Source organism: Micromonospora sp. NPDC047670 (genome assembly GCF_043204915.1).
Classification (GTDB): Bacteria; Actinomycetota; Actinomycetes; order Mycobacteriales; family Micromonosporaceae; genus Micromonospora.
The window spans coordinates 14,909-28,746 of sequence record NZ_JBIDDA010000013.1 but is presented as its reverse complement, the minus strand read 5'-3'; the positions used below and the strand labels follow the sequence as shown (position 1 = coordinate 28,746).

Genomic DNA, 13,838 nt, shown 5'->3' with positions numbered 1-13,838 from the left:
GCCCGACAAATGCGGTTGGCCCACGTGGACCCGAGTCGCTAACGTCAGGGGGCACCTCCCGGTGCGCAGGCAACGGCTACTTCCGCTTCCCACGGGGAGACGCGGGTTCGAATCCCGCCGCCGATGACACGGTGTCGACCAGTGGCCCAGGTCGCCTTGGCCCGCAAGGGCCGGTCTCCGTTGCCGCTCCTGTTCTCGGGAGGCGCGCGCACGCCGCTCACCCGGTGCGACGGAGACGGTTACTTCTGGCAGGGTGCCCACAGCAGGGCGCTGCGGTTCGAACCCGCACACGCCGTCACCAACCTTTGGTCTCGGGTGAGCGGCACGCGTGCCCGCCGGACGCGAAATCCCTTGCCGCTCAACGGTTTCGCTTGTACGTTACGGCCGCACGTCCCGGTGCGATGGTGACGGATACTTCCTTATCCGGACACAGCCCGTCGCCGATGTCGGTCTCGGAACGTGCCCACGCCGCGTACCCGGTGCGCAGACGACGGATACTTCGTGATCTACGGGTCGGGGGTTCGAGTCCCCTCCAGCCGTTGTGCTGGTAGCTCAGTCGGCAGAGCGGTAGACCTCCGTCGCCGACCCCTGATCTCGGGTACGCGGCGCGCGGCGTAGCCATCGCCCGTGTCAGTGGGAGCGCAAACTCCGTTGCCCGGCCGCCGACGCCGCCGCTACGGTCGATCCGCACTTCCCGGTGCGAAGGCGACGGTTACATCTGGAGGGGCGAAGGAACCGTCCGTCGCCGGCTCCGATCTCGGGAGGCGCGACCACACGCCCACCCGGTGCGCAGGCGACGGTTACTTCACGGATCCGCGGGTTGGGGGTTCGAGTCCCCCCGTACGCCTGCGGGCTGGTAGCTCAATCGGACAGAGCAGCGGACACAGTCCGTCGCCGACTCTGGTCTCGGGTGTGCGTGTGGCCGCGTCCTCCCGCCCGAAACAGGGGGACGCGATGGCCAGGTTCAACCTCAAGCTGCGCCGGAACCGGCAGGAAGCCGACTACGAGCTCGTCACCGCCGAGGGCGCCCCGGCTTTCGCCCGCGAGCCGCGTACGGAACTCTTCCTGCTCGGGGTGTCGAACATGGTCGGCGAGGATGCCTTCTACGAGGGCGCCGCCGACCGCGACGCCCGGTTCCGTGAGCTGGTCGCCGCCGTCGCCGTTGCCGACCCCGACTGGTTCGCCCGCTTCGTGCCGTGGCTGCGCACCGGCGCGATGCTGCGTTCGGCGTCCGTCGTGGCCGCCCTGGAGGGCGCCCGCGCCCAGGTCACGGCCGGCATCCCGGGGTCGCGGTCCATCGTGGACTCGGCGTTGCAGCGCGCGGACGAGCCGGGCGAGGCGCTCGCGTACTGGCTGGGTCGCCACGGCCGGGCGCTGCCGAAGCCGGTCAAGCGGGGCATCGCCGACGCGGCGGTGCGGTTGTACCACGAGCGGAGTCTGCTCAAGTACGACTCCGATCGGAATCCGGTCCGGTTCGGCGACGTCATCGACCTGACCCACCCGAGGGCGAAGGACGAGCGGCAGGGTGACCTGTTCCGGCACGCGCTGGACCGGCGGCACCAGCGGGACAACCCGCTGCCGGCGTCGCTGACGGTGCTGGCGGCGCGGGCCGAACTCATGGCGTTGCCGGTCGAGCGGCGGCAGGAGATCACCGACCCGGCGGTGCTGGGCGCGGCCGGTATGACCTGGGAGGCTCTCGCCGGCTGGCGGCAGACGGCGATGGACGCGGCGGCGTGGGAGGCGATCATCCCCACCATGGGCTACCTGGCGCTGCTGCGCAACCTGCGCAACTTCGACCAGGCCGGAGTCAGCGACGCGGTCGCCGAGACCGTGGCGGCCAGGCTGTCCGACCCGGGCGAGGTCGCGAGGTCGCGGGTGCTGCCGATGCGCTTCCTGTCGGCGTACAACGCGGCCCCGAGCCTGCGGTGGGCGTACCCGCTGGAGAAGGCGTTGCAGCACGCGCTGGCGAACGTGCCCGCCCTGGACGGTCGGACCCTGATCCTGATCGACACGTCGGGGTCGATGAACAGTGCGTTCAGCAAGGACGGCACGCTGCGCTGCTGGGACGCGGCCACCGTGTTCGGCCTGGCCCTGGCGGCCCGCGCCCGGGACACGACCGTCGTGTCCTTCTCCCACGACACCAGGGTCTTCCCGGCGGTCGCGGGCGAGTCGGTGCTGGCGGCGGTGCGCCGGTTCAGGGAGGACGGCTACTTCTACGGCGGCGGGACCGAGACCGAGAAGGCGGTGCGCAGGCACTACGACGGGCACGACCGGGTGGTCGTCCTCACCGACGAGCAGGCCCACTGGCACCGCTCGGCGGACGTGACGGCCGCGGTGCCCGGCCGGGTGCCGGTGTACACCTGGAACCTGGCCGGGTACAAGGTCGGGCACACGCCGACGGCCGGAAACCGGCACACGTTCGGCGGCCTGTCCGACGCGGCGTTCGCCATGATCCCGCTCATCGAGGCGGGGTCCCGTGAGCGGTGGCCCTTCTGATCCGCGCACTGCCGATCGTGGTCGTCGGCCCGGCCCCCGTCCGGGCCGACGACCATCCCCGGGACGCGGACGTTTCGTGACCCCGGGCGGGGATCCGCCGGCACGGCGCTCAGGCTCAGGGCAACGGGACGAGACGCGGGTCGATGGTTCCGGTCAACCACGAGCGGAGGACTTCGTTGAACAGGTGGGCGTCTTCGACGTTCCAGATGTGGTGCATTCCGGGCGCGAGCCGCATCTGCGTTTGTGGTGCGGCCTCGGCGATTGCCGCGAGGGAGTGGCGCACCGCCGCGGATTCCTTCTCGCCAGCGATCGCGAGCAGAGGGCCGGAGTAGCGGCGAACGCCGGCCGGCACACCGCCGGCGAACACCTCGGCGTTCATCGCGGACGCGGTCTCGGGGCGCACCGAAAGGCCGTGCGCGACGTACCGGGCGCGTGAGTCGTCCGGAATCCCGAACGCGGCGGCTTGGACGCGCCAGAACCACGGCGCACGCCAGAACGCCAGTTGCAGGCGGCAGATCAGGCGCACCCCGAAGCCGGCCGGCTCGAGCGGCGCTCCGGTGAGGAACGCCGAGTGCACCCGGTCGGGGTGCCGCGCCAAGACGCGAAGCGCCAGCACGGCCCCCAGGGAGAGCCCGACGAGGTCGAAGGGGCCGGCGAAACCGTGGTCGGTCACTCGCGCCACGAGGTCGTCGGCCATCGCGTCCAGCCCCGGCCAGTCCTCGCGGACCCGCTCGCCGAAGCCCGGCAGATCCGGCGTGAGCACCGTCCGGTCGGTGAGCGCGGCCACCTGTGGTTGCCACATCCAGTTTGCGACGTTGCCTCCGTGCAACATCACCAGCGGGCGCTCCGCCACGTCCGTCGATGGACTGTGCACCTCGGGAAAGTCACTCACCGATCTCCCCCTCCACCGCGTCGAGCCAGGCGAGTTCGGTGCGTAGGTGCGCGATGCCGTTGTCCAGTGTGGCAAGCCGCAGCCGGGCGCCGCGGTCGGATGCTTCCGCCCCGGCTCGCATCCGCTCGAAGCGCGCCAGCTGCGCCCGGGTAGCCGCACGACGTTGCGCGAAGAGCAGCCGGAGGCCGCCATCGTCGAGATCGGCGCCGAAGAACACCCGCGCGAGAAACGGGTCGCGGTCAACCTGACGCTCCGGCTCGCTGGCGAGCCACGCGGCGAGAGCCGCCCGCCCGGCGGCGGTGATGCGGTGCTCCTGACGGTCCGGCGCCCTTGATCCGGCCACCGTCTCGACCTCCGCAAGCCCCTCAGCGACGAGCTGGGCGAGGGTGCGATAGATCTGGGCTTTGTCCGCCGTCCAGAAGTGCCCCACGGTCGAGTCGAAGTGCCGCTTCAGGTCGTAGCCGGTCATGGGCGCGAGGGCGAGCAGCCCCAGGATGATGCGTGATAGAACCACTCATCTAGTAGACAAGTCTCCTAGTAGATTTGTCAACTAGCCCCGCGTCAGCGACTGGTCGGGCGCACCGAGGCCGTGGTCGGGCGTGCGGAGGACGTGCGGCCGCAGCGCTGATCGGCGCTGAGACGGTGGTCAGGCTTCAGTGTTGAGCCGGATGACGGGTGGGCACTGCGTCGCGCTCCATCCGGTCGACCATTGGCAGAGACAGCCGAATCATCCGTCGGCGGCCTCGCCGCGGTACCGCGCGATCCACTGCCGGTTGAGGTCGTCGGCCTGGCGCTGGTGGCGGGCCACGATCGGGTGTCCCGCGGCCGGTGCGTCGAGTCCGAGGAAGTCGAGGATGCCGCGCGTGGTGGCCGCCATGTCCCCGACGAGTTCCTCGTAGCGCACGGGATGGGGCCGAATCCCCCACCTGTCGAACCACGCCTCCCAGGCCGCGTTGTGCTCGGCGATCGTTTCGAGGAGATGCCGGATCCCGCCGGCGTCGAAGCACGGCGCGCGCCCGTTGCCGGCGTCGCCACTGATCTCGCCGTTGCCGCCGACGAACCAGGCGCCGGTCTGCTCGGCGCGCAGCCAGGACACCGCCTGTGCCAGCACGTCGTCGCGCCGGAGGAAGACGAAGCGGGTGCGGCCGAACGCCCGGTCCAGCAGCGCGACATCGTCGCCGGCGAGGTCGGGGTGGACCGACGCGAGCCTGGCGACCAACTCGTCCAGCGTGCCCCACATCAGCTTCGCGCCGAACACGCCGTTGTCGGTCCGGCCCTCCGCGAGCGCGGCCCGCACGAAGTCCGCGTAGTCGAAGCCGCCGTCGGCCGTGCGCGGGAGCTGCCACCGATCGGCCCACGCCGACTCGTCCGGCGAGCGGAAGTACGCCTGTGGACGACCGGCGACACCGGTCGACTCCAGCAGGCCGAGCAGCAGCGAGCTGCCGGTGCGAGGAGTGGCGCAGACGAAGTACGAGTCGACAGTGTCCCCGGGCATGGTCGTACACAATCGCAGTCCGTACGGGATCGACAACCGGTTTTGCGGCCGCCTGTGCCGCCTCCGCCATCGCTCGCCGGGTCCGGGCAGCTCGATCCCGTCGGTACGGGCGAACAGCCGGGCCGGCTGGTCGCCGGGCAGATGGTGAAGCTGTCCCGGGCGGTGGAGCCGCTGCGCGACGCCGCCCTCGCCGGGGCGCCGCCGACCGTGTGGCGGCGGCTCGCCGCCGCGCTGCCGGCGCTGCTCGCCGCGTCCAAGCCCCCGTGCGGTCTGCCCGACCTGCTGACCCCGGCGACGGGGACGCTCACCACGACCGGGGCCGGATCGAGGTGCCCGGCCCGGGCGAGGTCGCCGGCCGGGGCGGGTCGGGCAGCCTGGTCACCGAGGCCCGGCGCCTGTGTCGCGCGCTCGCCACGGCCTGACACCTGTCGGGGGGGGGGGGGGGGGGCCCCCCCCCCCCCCCCCCCCCCCCCCCCCCCCGGGCGGGGGGGGGGGGGGGGGGGGGGGGGGGGGCGGGGCGGGGGCCCCCCGGGGGGGGGCGGGGGGGGGGGGGGGGGGGGGGGGGGGCGCCCCCCCGCCCCCCCCCCCCGCCCCCCGGGGGCGCCCCCCCCCCCCCGCCCCCCGCGGGGGGGGGGCCGGGGGGCCCCCCCCCCCCCCCCCCCCCCCGACGCCGTCCCGCGGGCTCCGGGGTCCGACGACCCGGCGCGAGCGCGGCACCGGGCCCTCGCGCGATTGATCCGATCCGGTCTGCGACCGGGCGGGTCGAGAAGGGCGAGGGACCGCGCCCGCGGTACGGTACCGTCCGACTACTACTACGACTTGTCGTGACCGCCGTGGGGCTCCCTCCCCGGGTGGGCTGACGGGAGGTGCCGGATGGCCGACGACGACGCGGAGATCACCGCGTGGGCGCTGGCCGCCGGCCGGGGTGACCGGGAGGCCGCCGCCCGCTTCGTCCGGGCGACGCAGCAGCAGGTCCGCCGCTTCCTCGCCGCGCTGGTCTCCCCCGGGGAGGCGGACGACCTCGCGCAGGAGACCTTCCTGCGGGCGGTGCGGTCGGTGCGGTCGTTCGCCGGGCGGTCCTCGGGGCGGACGTGGCTGCTCGCCATCGCCCGCCGGGTCGCCGCCGACCACATCCGGACCGCCACGTCGCGTCCGCGGACCGTGCCGCTGACCGATGGGCACGACACCGCCGACGCCGCGCGGAGCGCCTTCGACCGACAGGTGGTGCTGGAGCAGCTGGTCGCGGCGCTGTCGGCGGATCGCCGGGAGGCGTTCGTCGCCACCCAGGTCCTCGGCCTGTCCTACGCCGAGGCGGCGGAGGTGTGCGGCTGTCCCGTGGGCACCATCCGCTCCCGGGTGGCCCGGGCCCGGGAGGACCTCGTGGCCGCCATGGCGGGTCGGTCCGGGCCGGTGGCGCGGCGGGGCGACAACGCGGCCGGCTGACCACACCCGCCCTGCGGCTGCGGCTGCGGCTGCGGCTGCGGGCTGCGGGCTGCGGGCTGCGGGCTGCGGGCTGCGGGCTGCGGGCTGCGGCGATCATGTCGCGGGCGGCGTGCCTGAGCCGGCCGGGCCCCGGCTGAGCAGGGGCCGCAGCGGCGGTCGACGGAAATCGTCGGGAACCGACGGGGGCACCGGACCGACTACCCGTACATGGGGTGTGAGCAGTGGCGTGAGGTGCTGTCGGCGCAGCTGGACGGGGAGGAGACGCCCGCCGAGCGGACGGCGGTCGAGGCGCACCTGGCCGGGTGCGGCGACTGCCGGTCGTGGCTCGACCGGGCCGCGGCGATGACCCGGCGGGTTCGGCTGTCTGTCCCGGTCCCCGGCGGCGACCTCACCGACGCCGTCCTCGACGCGCTGCCCGAGGCACCGCCGCGCCGCCGGGCGCGGGCCGCGCTCGGCCTGCGGGCCCGGGCGGCGCTGAGCCTGCGCGCGGCGCTGGGGTTGATCGGGACGCTGCAGCTGGTGCTGGGCCTGACGCAGATCGGGCGCGGCGTCGCCGGCCCCCACGTGCATCCGGCAGCCGAGGCGCTGGCGGCGGGGCATCTGTGGCACGAGTCGGCCGCCTGGAACGTGGCGGTCGGGGCGGGTTTCCTGTTCGTCACGGCCCGGCGCACTCCGCCGACGGGACTGGTGCCGATGTTGAGCGCGTTCGTCGGCACGTTGCTGCTGCTGTCGGTCAACGACCTGGTGACCGGACGGGTGGACACCACCAGGCTGGTCAGCCACGGGTTCCTGCTCGCGGGCTACGTGCTCGTCGTCGCGCTGTCACGCCCCGGGCTGCGGCCCCACGGCCCGGCACGACGTGGTCGCCCGGGCGAGCCTCGTTGGCACCTCCCGGCGGAGGAGCAGCCCGAGTCGCCGGGGCTGCGGCTGCTGCCGCCGTACCCCGGCTCCGCCCGCGTCCCCGACCGCCGGGCGGCCTGATCATTTTCGGACAGGAAGTGGGACGCCGGCGGGAACTTTCCGCGGCGGCCGACCGACCAACCTGACATCGCCTCACCGATCGAAGGGACCTGCCCGATGCGTCGCACCGTGCTCGCCGGCTCACGTCGCTCTCCGGCCACGCGCCTCGCCGCCGCCGCTCTGCTGGTCGCCGCCGCGACGGGCTGCGGATCGTCGGAGGGCTCGTCGACCGCCACGCCGAGCCCGGCGCCGTCGGCCTCGGCGAGCCCCGCGGCCGCAGACGTGCTCGGCGTGCGCGACCCGTGGGTCAAGGCCGCCGACAGGGGAATGACCGCGGCGTTCGGCACCCTCGTCAACGACGGCGACACCGATGTCACGATCACCGGCGCGGCCTCCGACGTCTCCCCGATGGAACTGCACGAGATGGCCATGGCGGACGGCCGGTTGGTCATGCGCGCCAAGCAGGGCGGCGTCGTGGTCAAGGCGAAAGGCACGCACGCGCTGGAGCCCGGTGGCGACCACCTGATGCTGATGGACCTGAGGCAGCCGGTGCGAGCCGGCGACCAGGTGAGCTTCACGCTGACCTTCGCCGACGGACGGACCCAGACGTTCACCGCGACGGCCAAGCCCTTCACCGGCGCCCAGGAGAGTTACGCTCCCGGCCACGGCCGGCCCGCGCCGGGCACGAGCGGCGCGCCCGCGAGCCCCGCGTCATGACCGGGGCGTCCACCGCCCGCGCGGTGAGCAGGCGCCGCCTGCTCACCGGTGGCACCCTGGCCGCGGGCGGAACCCTGGTCGGCGCCGCCGCCGTCACCGCCGACCGCTCCGACGAGCCGGGGGTACGGCCCGTCCGGGCAGCACCGGTGGCAGACGTCGGCGGCGCGGTCGAGCCGTTCCACGGGCGCCGGCAGGCCGGCGTCGCCACCGAGCCGCAGGCACACGCGTCGTTCGTGGCGTTCACCCTGAGGCCCGGCACCGACCGGGCGGCGCTGGGCCGGATGCTACGGCTGCTCACCGACGACGCCGCCCGCCTCACCCAGGGCCGGCCCGCGCTGGCCGACACCGAGCCCGAACTCGGGATGCTGCCCGCCCGGCTGACGGTCACGTTCGGCTTCGGCCCCGGCCTCTACGCCGCCGCCGGGGTGGACGACCGGCGTCCGACGTCGGTGGCCGCCCTGCCGTCGTTCCGCGTCGACCGGCTCCAGCCCCGCTGGTCGGGCGGGGACCTGCTGTTGCAGATCTGCGCCGACGACCCGGTCACCGTCGCCCACGCACAGCGGGTCCTGGTCAAGGACAGCCGGCCCTTCGCCACGGTGCGGTGGGTGCAGCAGGGCTTCCGGCGCGGCGCCGGGGCCGAACCCGGCGGGCGCACCCAGCGCAACCTCTTCGGCCAGCTCGACGGCACCGCCAACCCGCGGCCGGGCGGAGCGTTGGAGACCGCGGTGTGGGTATTCGACGGGCCGGCGTGGCTACGCGACAGCACCACCCTGGTCGTCCGTCGCATCAGCATGAACCTGGAGACCTGGGACCTGCTCGGCCGTCGCGACCGGGAACTCGCCGTCGGCCGTCGCCTCGACACGGGCGCCCCGCTGACCGGCACCGCCGAGCACGACGAGCCGGACTTCGCCGCCACCGGCCCCGACGGGCTCGTCGTCATCCCGGACTTCTCCCACCTGACCCGCGCCCACGTCGGCGACGATCGGCTGAAGATCCTGCGCCGCCCCTACAACTACGACGGCGTACCCACCGCCGACGGCACCGCCGACAGCGGGCTGATCTTCGCCTCGTACCAGTCCGACATCGCCCGCCAGTTCCTGCCCATCCAACGACGCCTCGCCGAACGGGACCTGCTCAACGAGTGGACCACTCCGATCGGCTCCGCCGTCTTCGCCATTCCGCCCGGCTGCCCCGACGGCGGCTGGATCGGCCAACAACTGCTCGGCTGAGCAGCACGCACCAGGAGATGCACCGAGAATGAACACCCGGTTCCGTCGCCCGACCACGGTGGGTCTCGTCGCCGCCGCGCTGGCCGCCGTCGCGCTGCTGCTCGTGCCGGCCGCTCCCGCCGCCGCCCACAACACGTTGCGGTCCGCCAGCCCCGCCAAGGAGGCCCGGCTGGCGACGGCTCCGACGCGGGTCACGCTGACGTTCCTGCAGAAGCTCGACCCGGCCTTCACCACCGTCGCGCTGACCGACGCCGCCCAGGAGAGGGTCCCCACCGGCAAGCCCGTCGTCACCGGTACGACGGCCACGGCCACGATCGACCGACCGCTGGCCGACGGCACCTACACCGTCGCCTACCGGGTCGTCTCCCCCGACGGGCACCCCGTACAGGGCTCCTACCGGTTCACGGTCGCGGGCCCCTCCGCGAGCGCCGGCGCGGCGGTCACCGCGGCGAGCAGTGCCGCACCGGCCGTCGACCCGTCCACCACGTCGGCCGGCCCCGCCGTCGCGAGCGGTTCCCGAGGCGGCGGACCGGACACTCCCGTGCTGGTGGTGGCCGCCGGGGTGCTGGCCGCCGTCGTCGGCGGAGTCGCGATCCTGCTGCGTCGTCGCCGCGCCAGCGCCTGACCCGCGCCCCGCCACCCGGCAACAGCCCGACCCGTCAACGGCGGACCCGCTGGGCCGCACCGCCCGGTCACGTGCTCCGCCGCCATCTGACCCCAGCAAGGGACCGACGTGTCAGACACCATCTCCCATCCGGCTCACCCCGCCCGTTCTCCGCACGCCGAACCCCCTGCCGCGTCGCGGGCGGGCGACGTCGACCAGACGGAGGGGTCGCCCCGCCCCAGCACCCGGCCGGCGGCCGGGGGGCGCGTCGGACGGCTCGTACCGGTGGCCGCCGTCGCGTCGGCGGTGGCCGTGCTCCTGCTCGGGCTGCGCGCCGGCGACGCGCTCGCCGTCGCGATCCCCGGCCTGCCGGATCCGGGGCCGGTCACGACGTGGGCGCTGCCCGTGGTGCGGCTGCTCGCCGACGGCCTCGCCACCCTGACGGTGGGGATGCTGGTGACGGCGGCATTCCTGCTGCCGGGCGACGGCCGCAGCGTGTCCCCGCGCGGCTGGCTGCTGCTGCGCCGCGCGGGGGCGCTGGCCGCGGGCTGGGCGGCGGTCGCGACGACCCTGATCGTGCTGACGGTCTCGGACCTGCTCGGCGCTCCCGTGGACGAACTCACCGTGGCCACCGTGTTCAGCTTCGCCGTCTCGATCTCCCAGGGTCAGGCGTTGCTGCTGCAGGCGGGGCTCGCCCTGACGGCGGCGGTGCTCGCCCGGGCGGGGGTGTCGCGGGGGCTCGCCGCCGTGGCGGCGCTGGTCGCGCTGGTCGCGCTGGTGCCGCCGGCGTTCACCGGGCACGCCGCCGGCGCGGGCAACCACCAGGTCGCGGTGACCAGCCTCGCCCTGCACGTGCTGGCCGCCGCGCTGTGGGTCGGCGCGCTCGCCGCGCTGCTGATGGTGCGCCGCAGCCGGCAGCTCGCCGACGCCGCCGACCGGTACAGCCGGCTCGCCCTGGGTTGCTTCGCGGCCGTGGCGGTCAGCGGGTCGGCCAACGCCGCCGTGCGCCTCGGCACCGTGGCGGAACTGTGGCAGTCCCGCTACGGCTGGCTGGTCCTCGGCAAGCTCGGAGCCCTGGCGATCCTCGGCGCCCTCGGCGCCGTGCACCGGTCCCGGACCCTGCCGGCCCTGCGCGCGGGCCGGGGCGGCGCGTTCGTCCGGCTGGCCGCCGGCGAACTGGTCGTGTTCGCCGCCACCGTCGCGCTGGCGGTGGCGTTGTCCCGCAGCCCCACCCCGACGGCGGAGGATCCGCTCGACGCCGACCCGATCACCGAACTGCTCGGCTTCCCGATGCCCGCACCGCCGAGCCCAGGGCTCCTGCTGGGGCAGCCGCTGCCGGACATGTTCTTCCTGACCCTCACCGTCGCGGGCGTCGGCGGCTACCTGACCGGCGTGTGGCGGCTGCGCCGGGCGGGGCACCGCTGGCCCGCCGCCCGCACCGCCAGTTGGCTGGCCGGCATGCTGCTGCTGGCCGCGATCACCAACCTGGGCGTGGCCCGCTACGCGTACGTGCTGTTCAGCGCCCACATGGTGCAGCACATGGTGCTGTCGATGCTGGTGCCGATCCTGCTCGTCGGCGGCGCCCCGGTCACCCTCGCCCTGCGCGCCCTGCGCCGCCCGGCCGATCCGCAGGTCCGTGGCACCCGGGAGTGGCTGCTGGTGGCGCTGCACAGCCGGCCCGCGAGGCTGCTCACCCATCCCCTGGTCGCGCTGGGCATCTACGCCGGCAGCCTCTTCGGCCTGTACTTCAGCGACCTGCTCGGCACGCTGATGCGCTCGCACGTCGGCCACCTGGCCATGCTCACCCACTACGTGATGGCCGGGTACCTGCTGTTCTGGGTGCTCATCGGCGTCGACCCCGGCCGGCCGAGGCTCGCCCCTCCGCTGCTGGTGATCCTCCACCTGGCCTCGATGATGGCGCACGGCTTCTTCGGCCTCGTCCTGATGCAGACCACCACCGTCATCGCCCCGGACTGGTACGTGGCGGTCCACCCCGGGTGGGCGTCGTCCCTGCTCGACGACCAGAAGCTGGGCGCGGGCATCGCGTGGGCCTTCGGGGAGGTGCCCGCCGCGGTCGTCATGATCGTGCTGGTCCGGCAGTGGATCCGCGCCGACCAGCGGGAGCAGGGCCGCCTCGACCGGGCGGCCGACCGCGCCGAGGCCACCGGCGAGGAGGACGACCTGGCCCGGTACAACGCCTTCCTCGCCGCCGCCCGGCACCCCGGTCCGGGCGACGGCGGCGACCCCGCGCGCGCGTGAGCGGCCGACGGCACCGGCCGCGCGCGAGTCGCGCTGCTGCTCGTTCTTCCCTCCGCGCTGTCCCGGTCGGGCCCGGAAGTGCTGGCGTAGGACGTACCGGTGCCGGCGGCGCACGTCGACGTGCTCGACGGCCTCGCCGGCCGCGCTGCGTCGACGGCGGCCGGGCGATGACCCGCCTCGCGTACGCCGGCAACGCCCGCCGCCCACTGCCGTTCGCGGCACGGGCCGCGGGGGACGACCGCGTCGGCCACGGCTGACCGGCCTCCCGCTACCGTCCGAGGCATGACGGTCGTCCGCTCGATCCTGCTGTTCCTGCTCGCCGCGCTCGCCGAGATCGGCGGCGCCTGGCTGGTCTGGCAGGGCTGGCGTGAGAACCGCGGCCTGTGGTGGATCGCAGCCGGGGTCGTCGCGCTCGGGTGCTACGGCTTCGTCGCCACCTTCCAGCCCGACCCGAACTTCGGCCGCATCCTCGCCGCCTACGGCGGTGTCTTCGTCGCCGGTTCCCTGGTCTGGGGAATGGTCGTCGACAGGTTCCGCCCCGACCGCTACGACATCGTCGGCGCGGCCATCTGCCTCGTCGGCGTCGCGGTCATCATGTACGCCCCGCGCGGCGAGTGATCCTCGGCGGCCCGCACGACCCGCTGCCCGGGCGGCGGTCCGGAGCGCCCCGATCCACGGCTCGTTCCCCCGCATCGCATGCTGATGCGGCGACGCGGATGCGGAAACCGGAATTGTCCTTCGCGCAATTCGGGGTGCGCCGAACCGCATTACCACGGGCGCGTGTCCTGACGGTGTCGTACGTGGAACGCCGCGGGGCGGACCACGGGGACCGAACAGCCAGCTCACGGTACGAAAACGGGGCAGGTCGAGGAGCGCGGTGGAACCAGCGCGAAATGTCGCCCGGCGATGCCCTCGGGCGCCGGGCGACAGCCATTCATGGATGCCGAAACGTAACTATCCTTGGCCGAAACGAGGTGGCACCCTACTAGGGTCACCGTGTCGATTGATCGTCGTCGCGGAGTGTTCCGGAATGGGTGGGGAGCCGGAAGGGGTGGGCATGAGGGGAAGCCCGGCCGTATCCTTGGTCATCGGCATCGCCTCCTCGCCGGCCGAACGCAGACAGCTCGCGCGACTGCTCGGCGGGACCGAGGCGTTCCTGATCGTCTCGAACGTCGAGCAGGCGCGGGAGTTCCTCGACGTGGCCGAGACGAACCGCACACCGGCAGCCGAGACGACGCGCACGCCCGCGCCGGCGGCCGAGACGCCCGGTGCGGCCGCGGCGGCCGCGCCCGTGCAGACCGTCGTCGCCGAGGCCGTGGCGGGCGCCGCCGCGCCACCCCCGCCCGACCTGAGCGTCGACTCCGACCGGCGGGTGCTGCGCTGGCTGGACCGCGAGATCGGGTTGACCCGGCTGGAGCACGATCTCCTGCTGTGCCTGGTCGGCGCGCCCGGGCAGGTCTGGACCTACGAGCGGCTGCACCTCAAGGTCTGGGGCAACGAGCACCTCGGTCGCGGCTCCGACATGCACTCGGTGGTGCGGCGGGTGCGACGCAAGCTCGCCCGGCTGAACGCCTCGGCGACGATCCACGCGGTCCGCGGGGTCGGCTTCCGCCTCGCCCCGGCCTGACCCTCGCGGCCGGCGGGTCGGTTGCCGTTCCGCCCCGCCCGACCTCGCGGAAGGCGGAATCTGCTCCCGCCCCGGCCTGGCCCGACCTCGCGGTCCGCCGGCCCGCCCCGGCCTCC

General features: G+C 74.4%; 12 protein-coding genes. 9 read left to right on the top strand and 3 right to left on the bottom strand.

Features of this window, described 5'->3' with window-relative positions:
• Positions 1–954: 954 nt before the first annotated feature.
• Positions 955–2,496: a TROVE domain-containing protein gene (locus ACGF7U_RS25365; protein WP_393110656.1), complete on the top strand. Its 1,542-nt coding sequence runs from the start codon at positions 955–957 to the stop codon at positions 2,494–2,496.
• Between the two features lie 115 nt (positions 2,497–2,611).
• Here ACGF7U_RS25365 and ACGF7U_RS25360 read toward each other — a convergent pair whose 3' ends face one another.
• From ACGF7U_RS25360 to ACGF7U_RS25350, 3 genes are all read right to left on the bottom strand, one after another.
• Positions 2,612–3,388: an alpha/beta fold hydrolase gene (locus ACGF7U_RS25360; protein ID WP_393110654.1), complete on the bottom strand. Its 777-nt coding sequence runs from the start codon at positions 3,386–3,388 to the stop codon at positions 2,612–2,614.
• Positions 3,381–3,902: a PadR family transcriptional regulator gene (locus ACGF7U_RS25355; RefSeq protein ID WP_393110652.1), complete on the bottom strand. Its 522-nt coding sequence runs from the start codon at positions 3,900–3,902 to the stop codon at positions 3,381–3,383. Before ACGF7U_RS25355 ends, ACGF7U_RS25360 begins: the two co-directional genes overlap by 8 nt.
• Before the next feature lie 213 nt (positions 3,903–4,115).
• Positions 4,116–4,883 (bottom strand): Stf0 family sulfotransferase, encoded by a 768-nt coding sequence (locus tag ACGF7U_RS25350; protein WP_393110650.1) that lies wholly within the window; start codon positions 4,881–4,883, stop codon positions 4,116–4,118.
• Positions 4,884–5,756: 873 nt separating this feature from the next.
• On the opposite strand from ACGF7U_RS25350, the gene ACGF7U_RS25345 reads away from it, so the two are divergent.
• From ACGF7U_RS25345 to ACGF7U_RS25310, 8 genes are all read left to right on the top strand, one after another.
• A complete protein-coding gene (locus ACGF7U_RS25345; RefSeq protein ID WP_393110648.1) occupies positions 5,757–6,326 on the top strand; it encodes a sigma-70 family RNA polymerase sigma factor in 570 nt (189 codons plus the stop codon).
• Between the two features lie 207 nt (positions 6,327–6,533).
• Positions 6,534–7,307 carry a zf-HC2 domain-containing protein gene (locus tag ACGF7U_RS25340; protein WP_393110646.1) on the top strand — a complete coding sequence of 258 codons (774 nt, stop codon included), beginning with the start codon at positions 6,534–6,536 and terminating at the stop codon, positions 7,305–7,307.
• A gap of 96 nt (positions 7,308–7,403) precedes the next feature.
• Positions 7,404–8,003, top strand: coding sequence for a copper chaperone PCu(A)C (locus tag ACGF7U_RS25335; protein WP_393110644.1), 600 nt, complete (start codon positions 7,404–7,406; stop codon positions 8,001–8,003).
• A complete protein-coding gene (locus ACGF7U_RS25330) occupies positions 8,000–9,232 on the top strand; it encodes a Dyp-type peroxidase (protein WP_393110642.1) in 1,233 nt (410 codons plus the stop codon). The genes ACGF7U_RS25335 and ACGF7U_RS25330 overlap by 4 nt, the downstream gene beginning before the upstream one ends.
• A 28-nt stretch (positions 9,233–9,260) precedes the next feature.
• On the top strand, positions 9,261–9,857 hold the full coding sequence (locus tag ACGF7U_RS25325) for a copper resistance protein CopC (protein ID WP_393110640.1): 597 nt from the start codon (positions 9,261–9,263) through the stop codon (positions 9,855–9,857).
• A 264-nt stretch (positions 9,858–10,121) separates the two neighbouring features.
• Positions 10,122–12,095, top strand: coding sequence for a cytochrome c oxidase assembly protein (locus tag ACGF7U_RS25320; RefSeq protein ID WP_393110638.1), 1,974 nt, complete (start codon positions 10,122–10,124; stop codon positions 12,093–12,095).
• A gap of 282 nt (positions 12,096–12,377) precedes the next feature.
• Positions 12,378–12,713, top strand: coding sequence for a YnfA family protein (locus ACGF7U_RS25315; RefSeq protein ID WP_393110636.1), 336 nt, complete (start codon positions 12,378–12,380; stop codon positions 12,711–12,713).
• A gap of 439 nt (positions 12,714–13,152) precedes the next feature.
• The gene (locus ACGF7U_RS25310; RefSeq protein WP_393110634.1) at positions 13,153–13,722 is read left to right on the top strand and encodes a winged helix-turn-helix domain-containing protein; all 570 of its coding nucleotides are present in this window, start codon (positions 13,153–13,155) and stop codon (positions 13,720–13,722) included.
• Positions 13,723–13,838: the final 116 nt, after the last annotated feature.

Bases quoted from the DNA above. Each gene is read 5' to 3' on its own strand.
- ACGF7U_RS25365 (WP_393110656.1), top strand. From the start codon at position 955: ATGGCCAGGTTCAACCTCAAGCTGCGCCGGAACCGGCAGGAAGCCGAC.
- ACGF7U_RS25350 (WP_393110650.1), bottom strand. From the start codon at position 4,883: ATGCCCGGGGACACTGTCGACTCGTACTTCGTCTGCGCCACTCCTCGC.
- ACGF7U_RS25345 (WP_393110648.1), top strand. From the start codon at position 5,757: ATGGCCGACGACGACGCGGAGATCACCGCGTGGGCGCTGGCCGCCGGC.
- ACGF7U_RS25340 (WP_393110646.1), top strand. From the start codon at position 6,534: ATGGGGTGTGAGCAGTGGCGTGAGGTGCTGTCGGCGCAGCTGGACGGG.
- ACGF7U_RS25335 (WP_393110644.1), top strand. From the start codon at position 7,404: ATGCGTCGCACCGTGCTCGCCGGCTCACGTCGCTCTCCGGCCACGCGC.
- ACGF7U_RS25330 (WP_393110642.1), top strand. From the start codon at position 8,000: ATGACCGGGGCGTCCACCGCCCGCGCGGTGAGCAGGCGCCGCCTGCTC.
- ACGF7U_RS25325 (WP_393110640.1), top strand. From the start codon at position 9,261: ATGAACACCCGGTTCCGTCGCCCGACCACGGTGGGTCTCGTCGCCGCC.
- ACGF7U_RS25315 (WP_393110636.1), top strand. From the start codon at position 12,378: ATGACGGTCGTCCGCTCGATCCTGCTGTTCCTGCTCGCCGCGCTCGCC.
- ACGF7U_RS25310 (WP_393110634.1), top strand. From the start codon at position 13,153: ATGAGGGGAAGCCCGGCCGTATCCTTGGTCATCGGCATCGCCTCCTCG.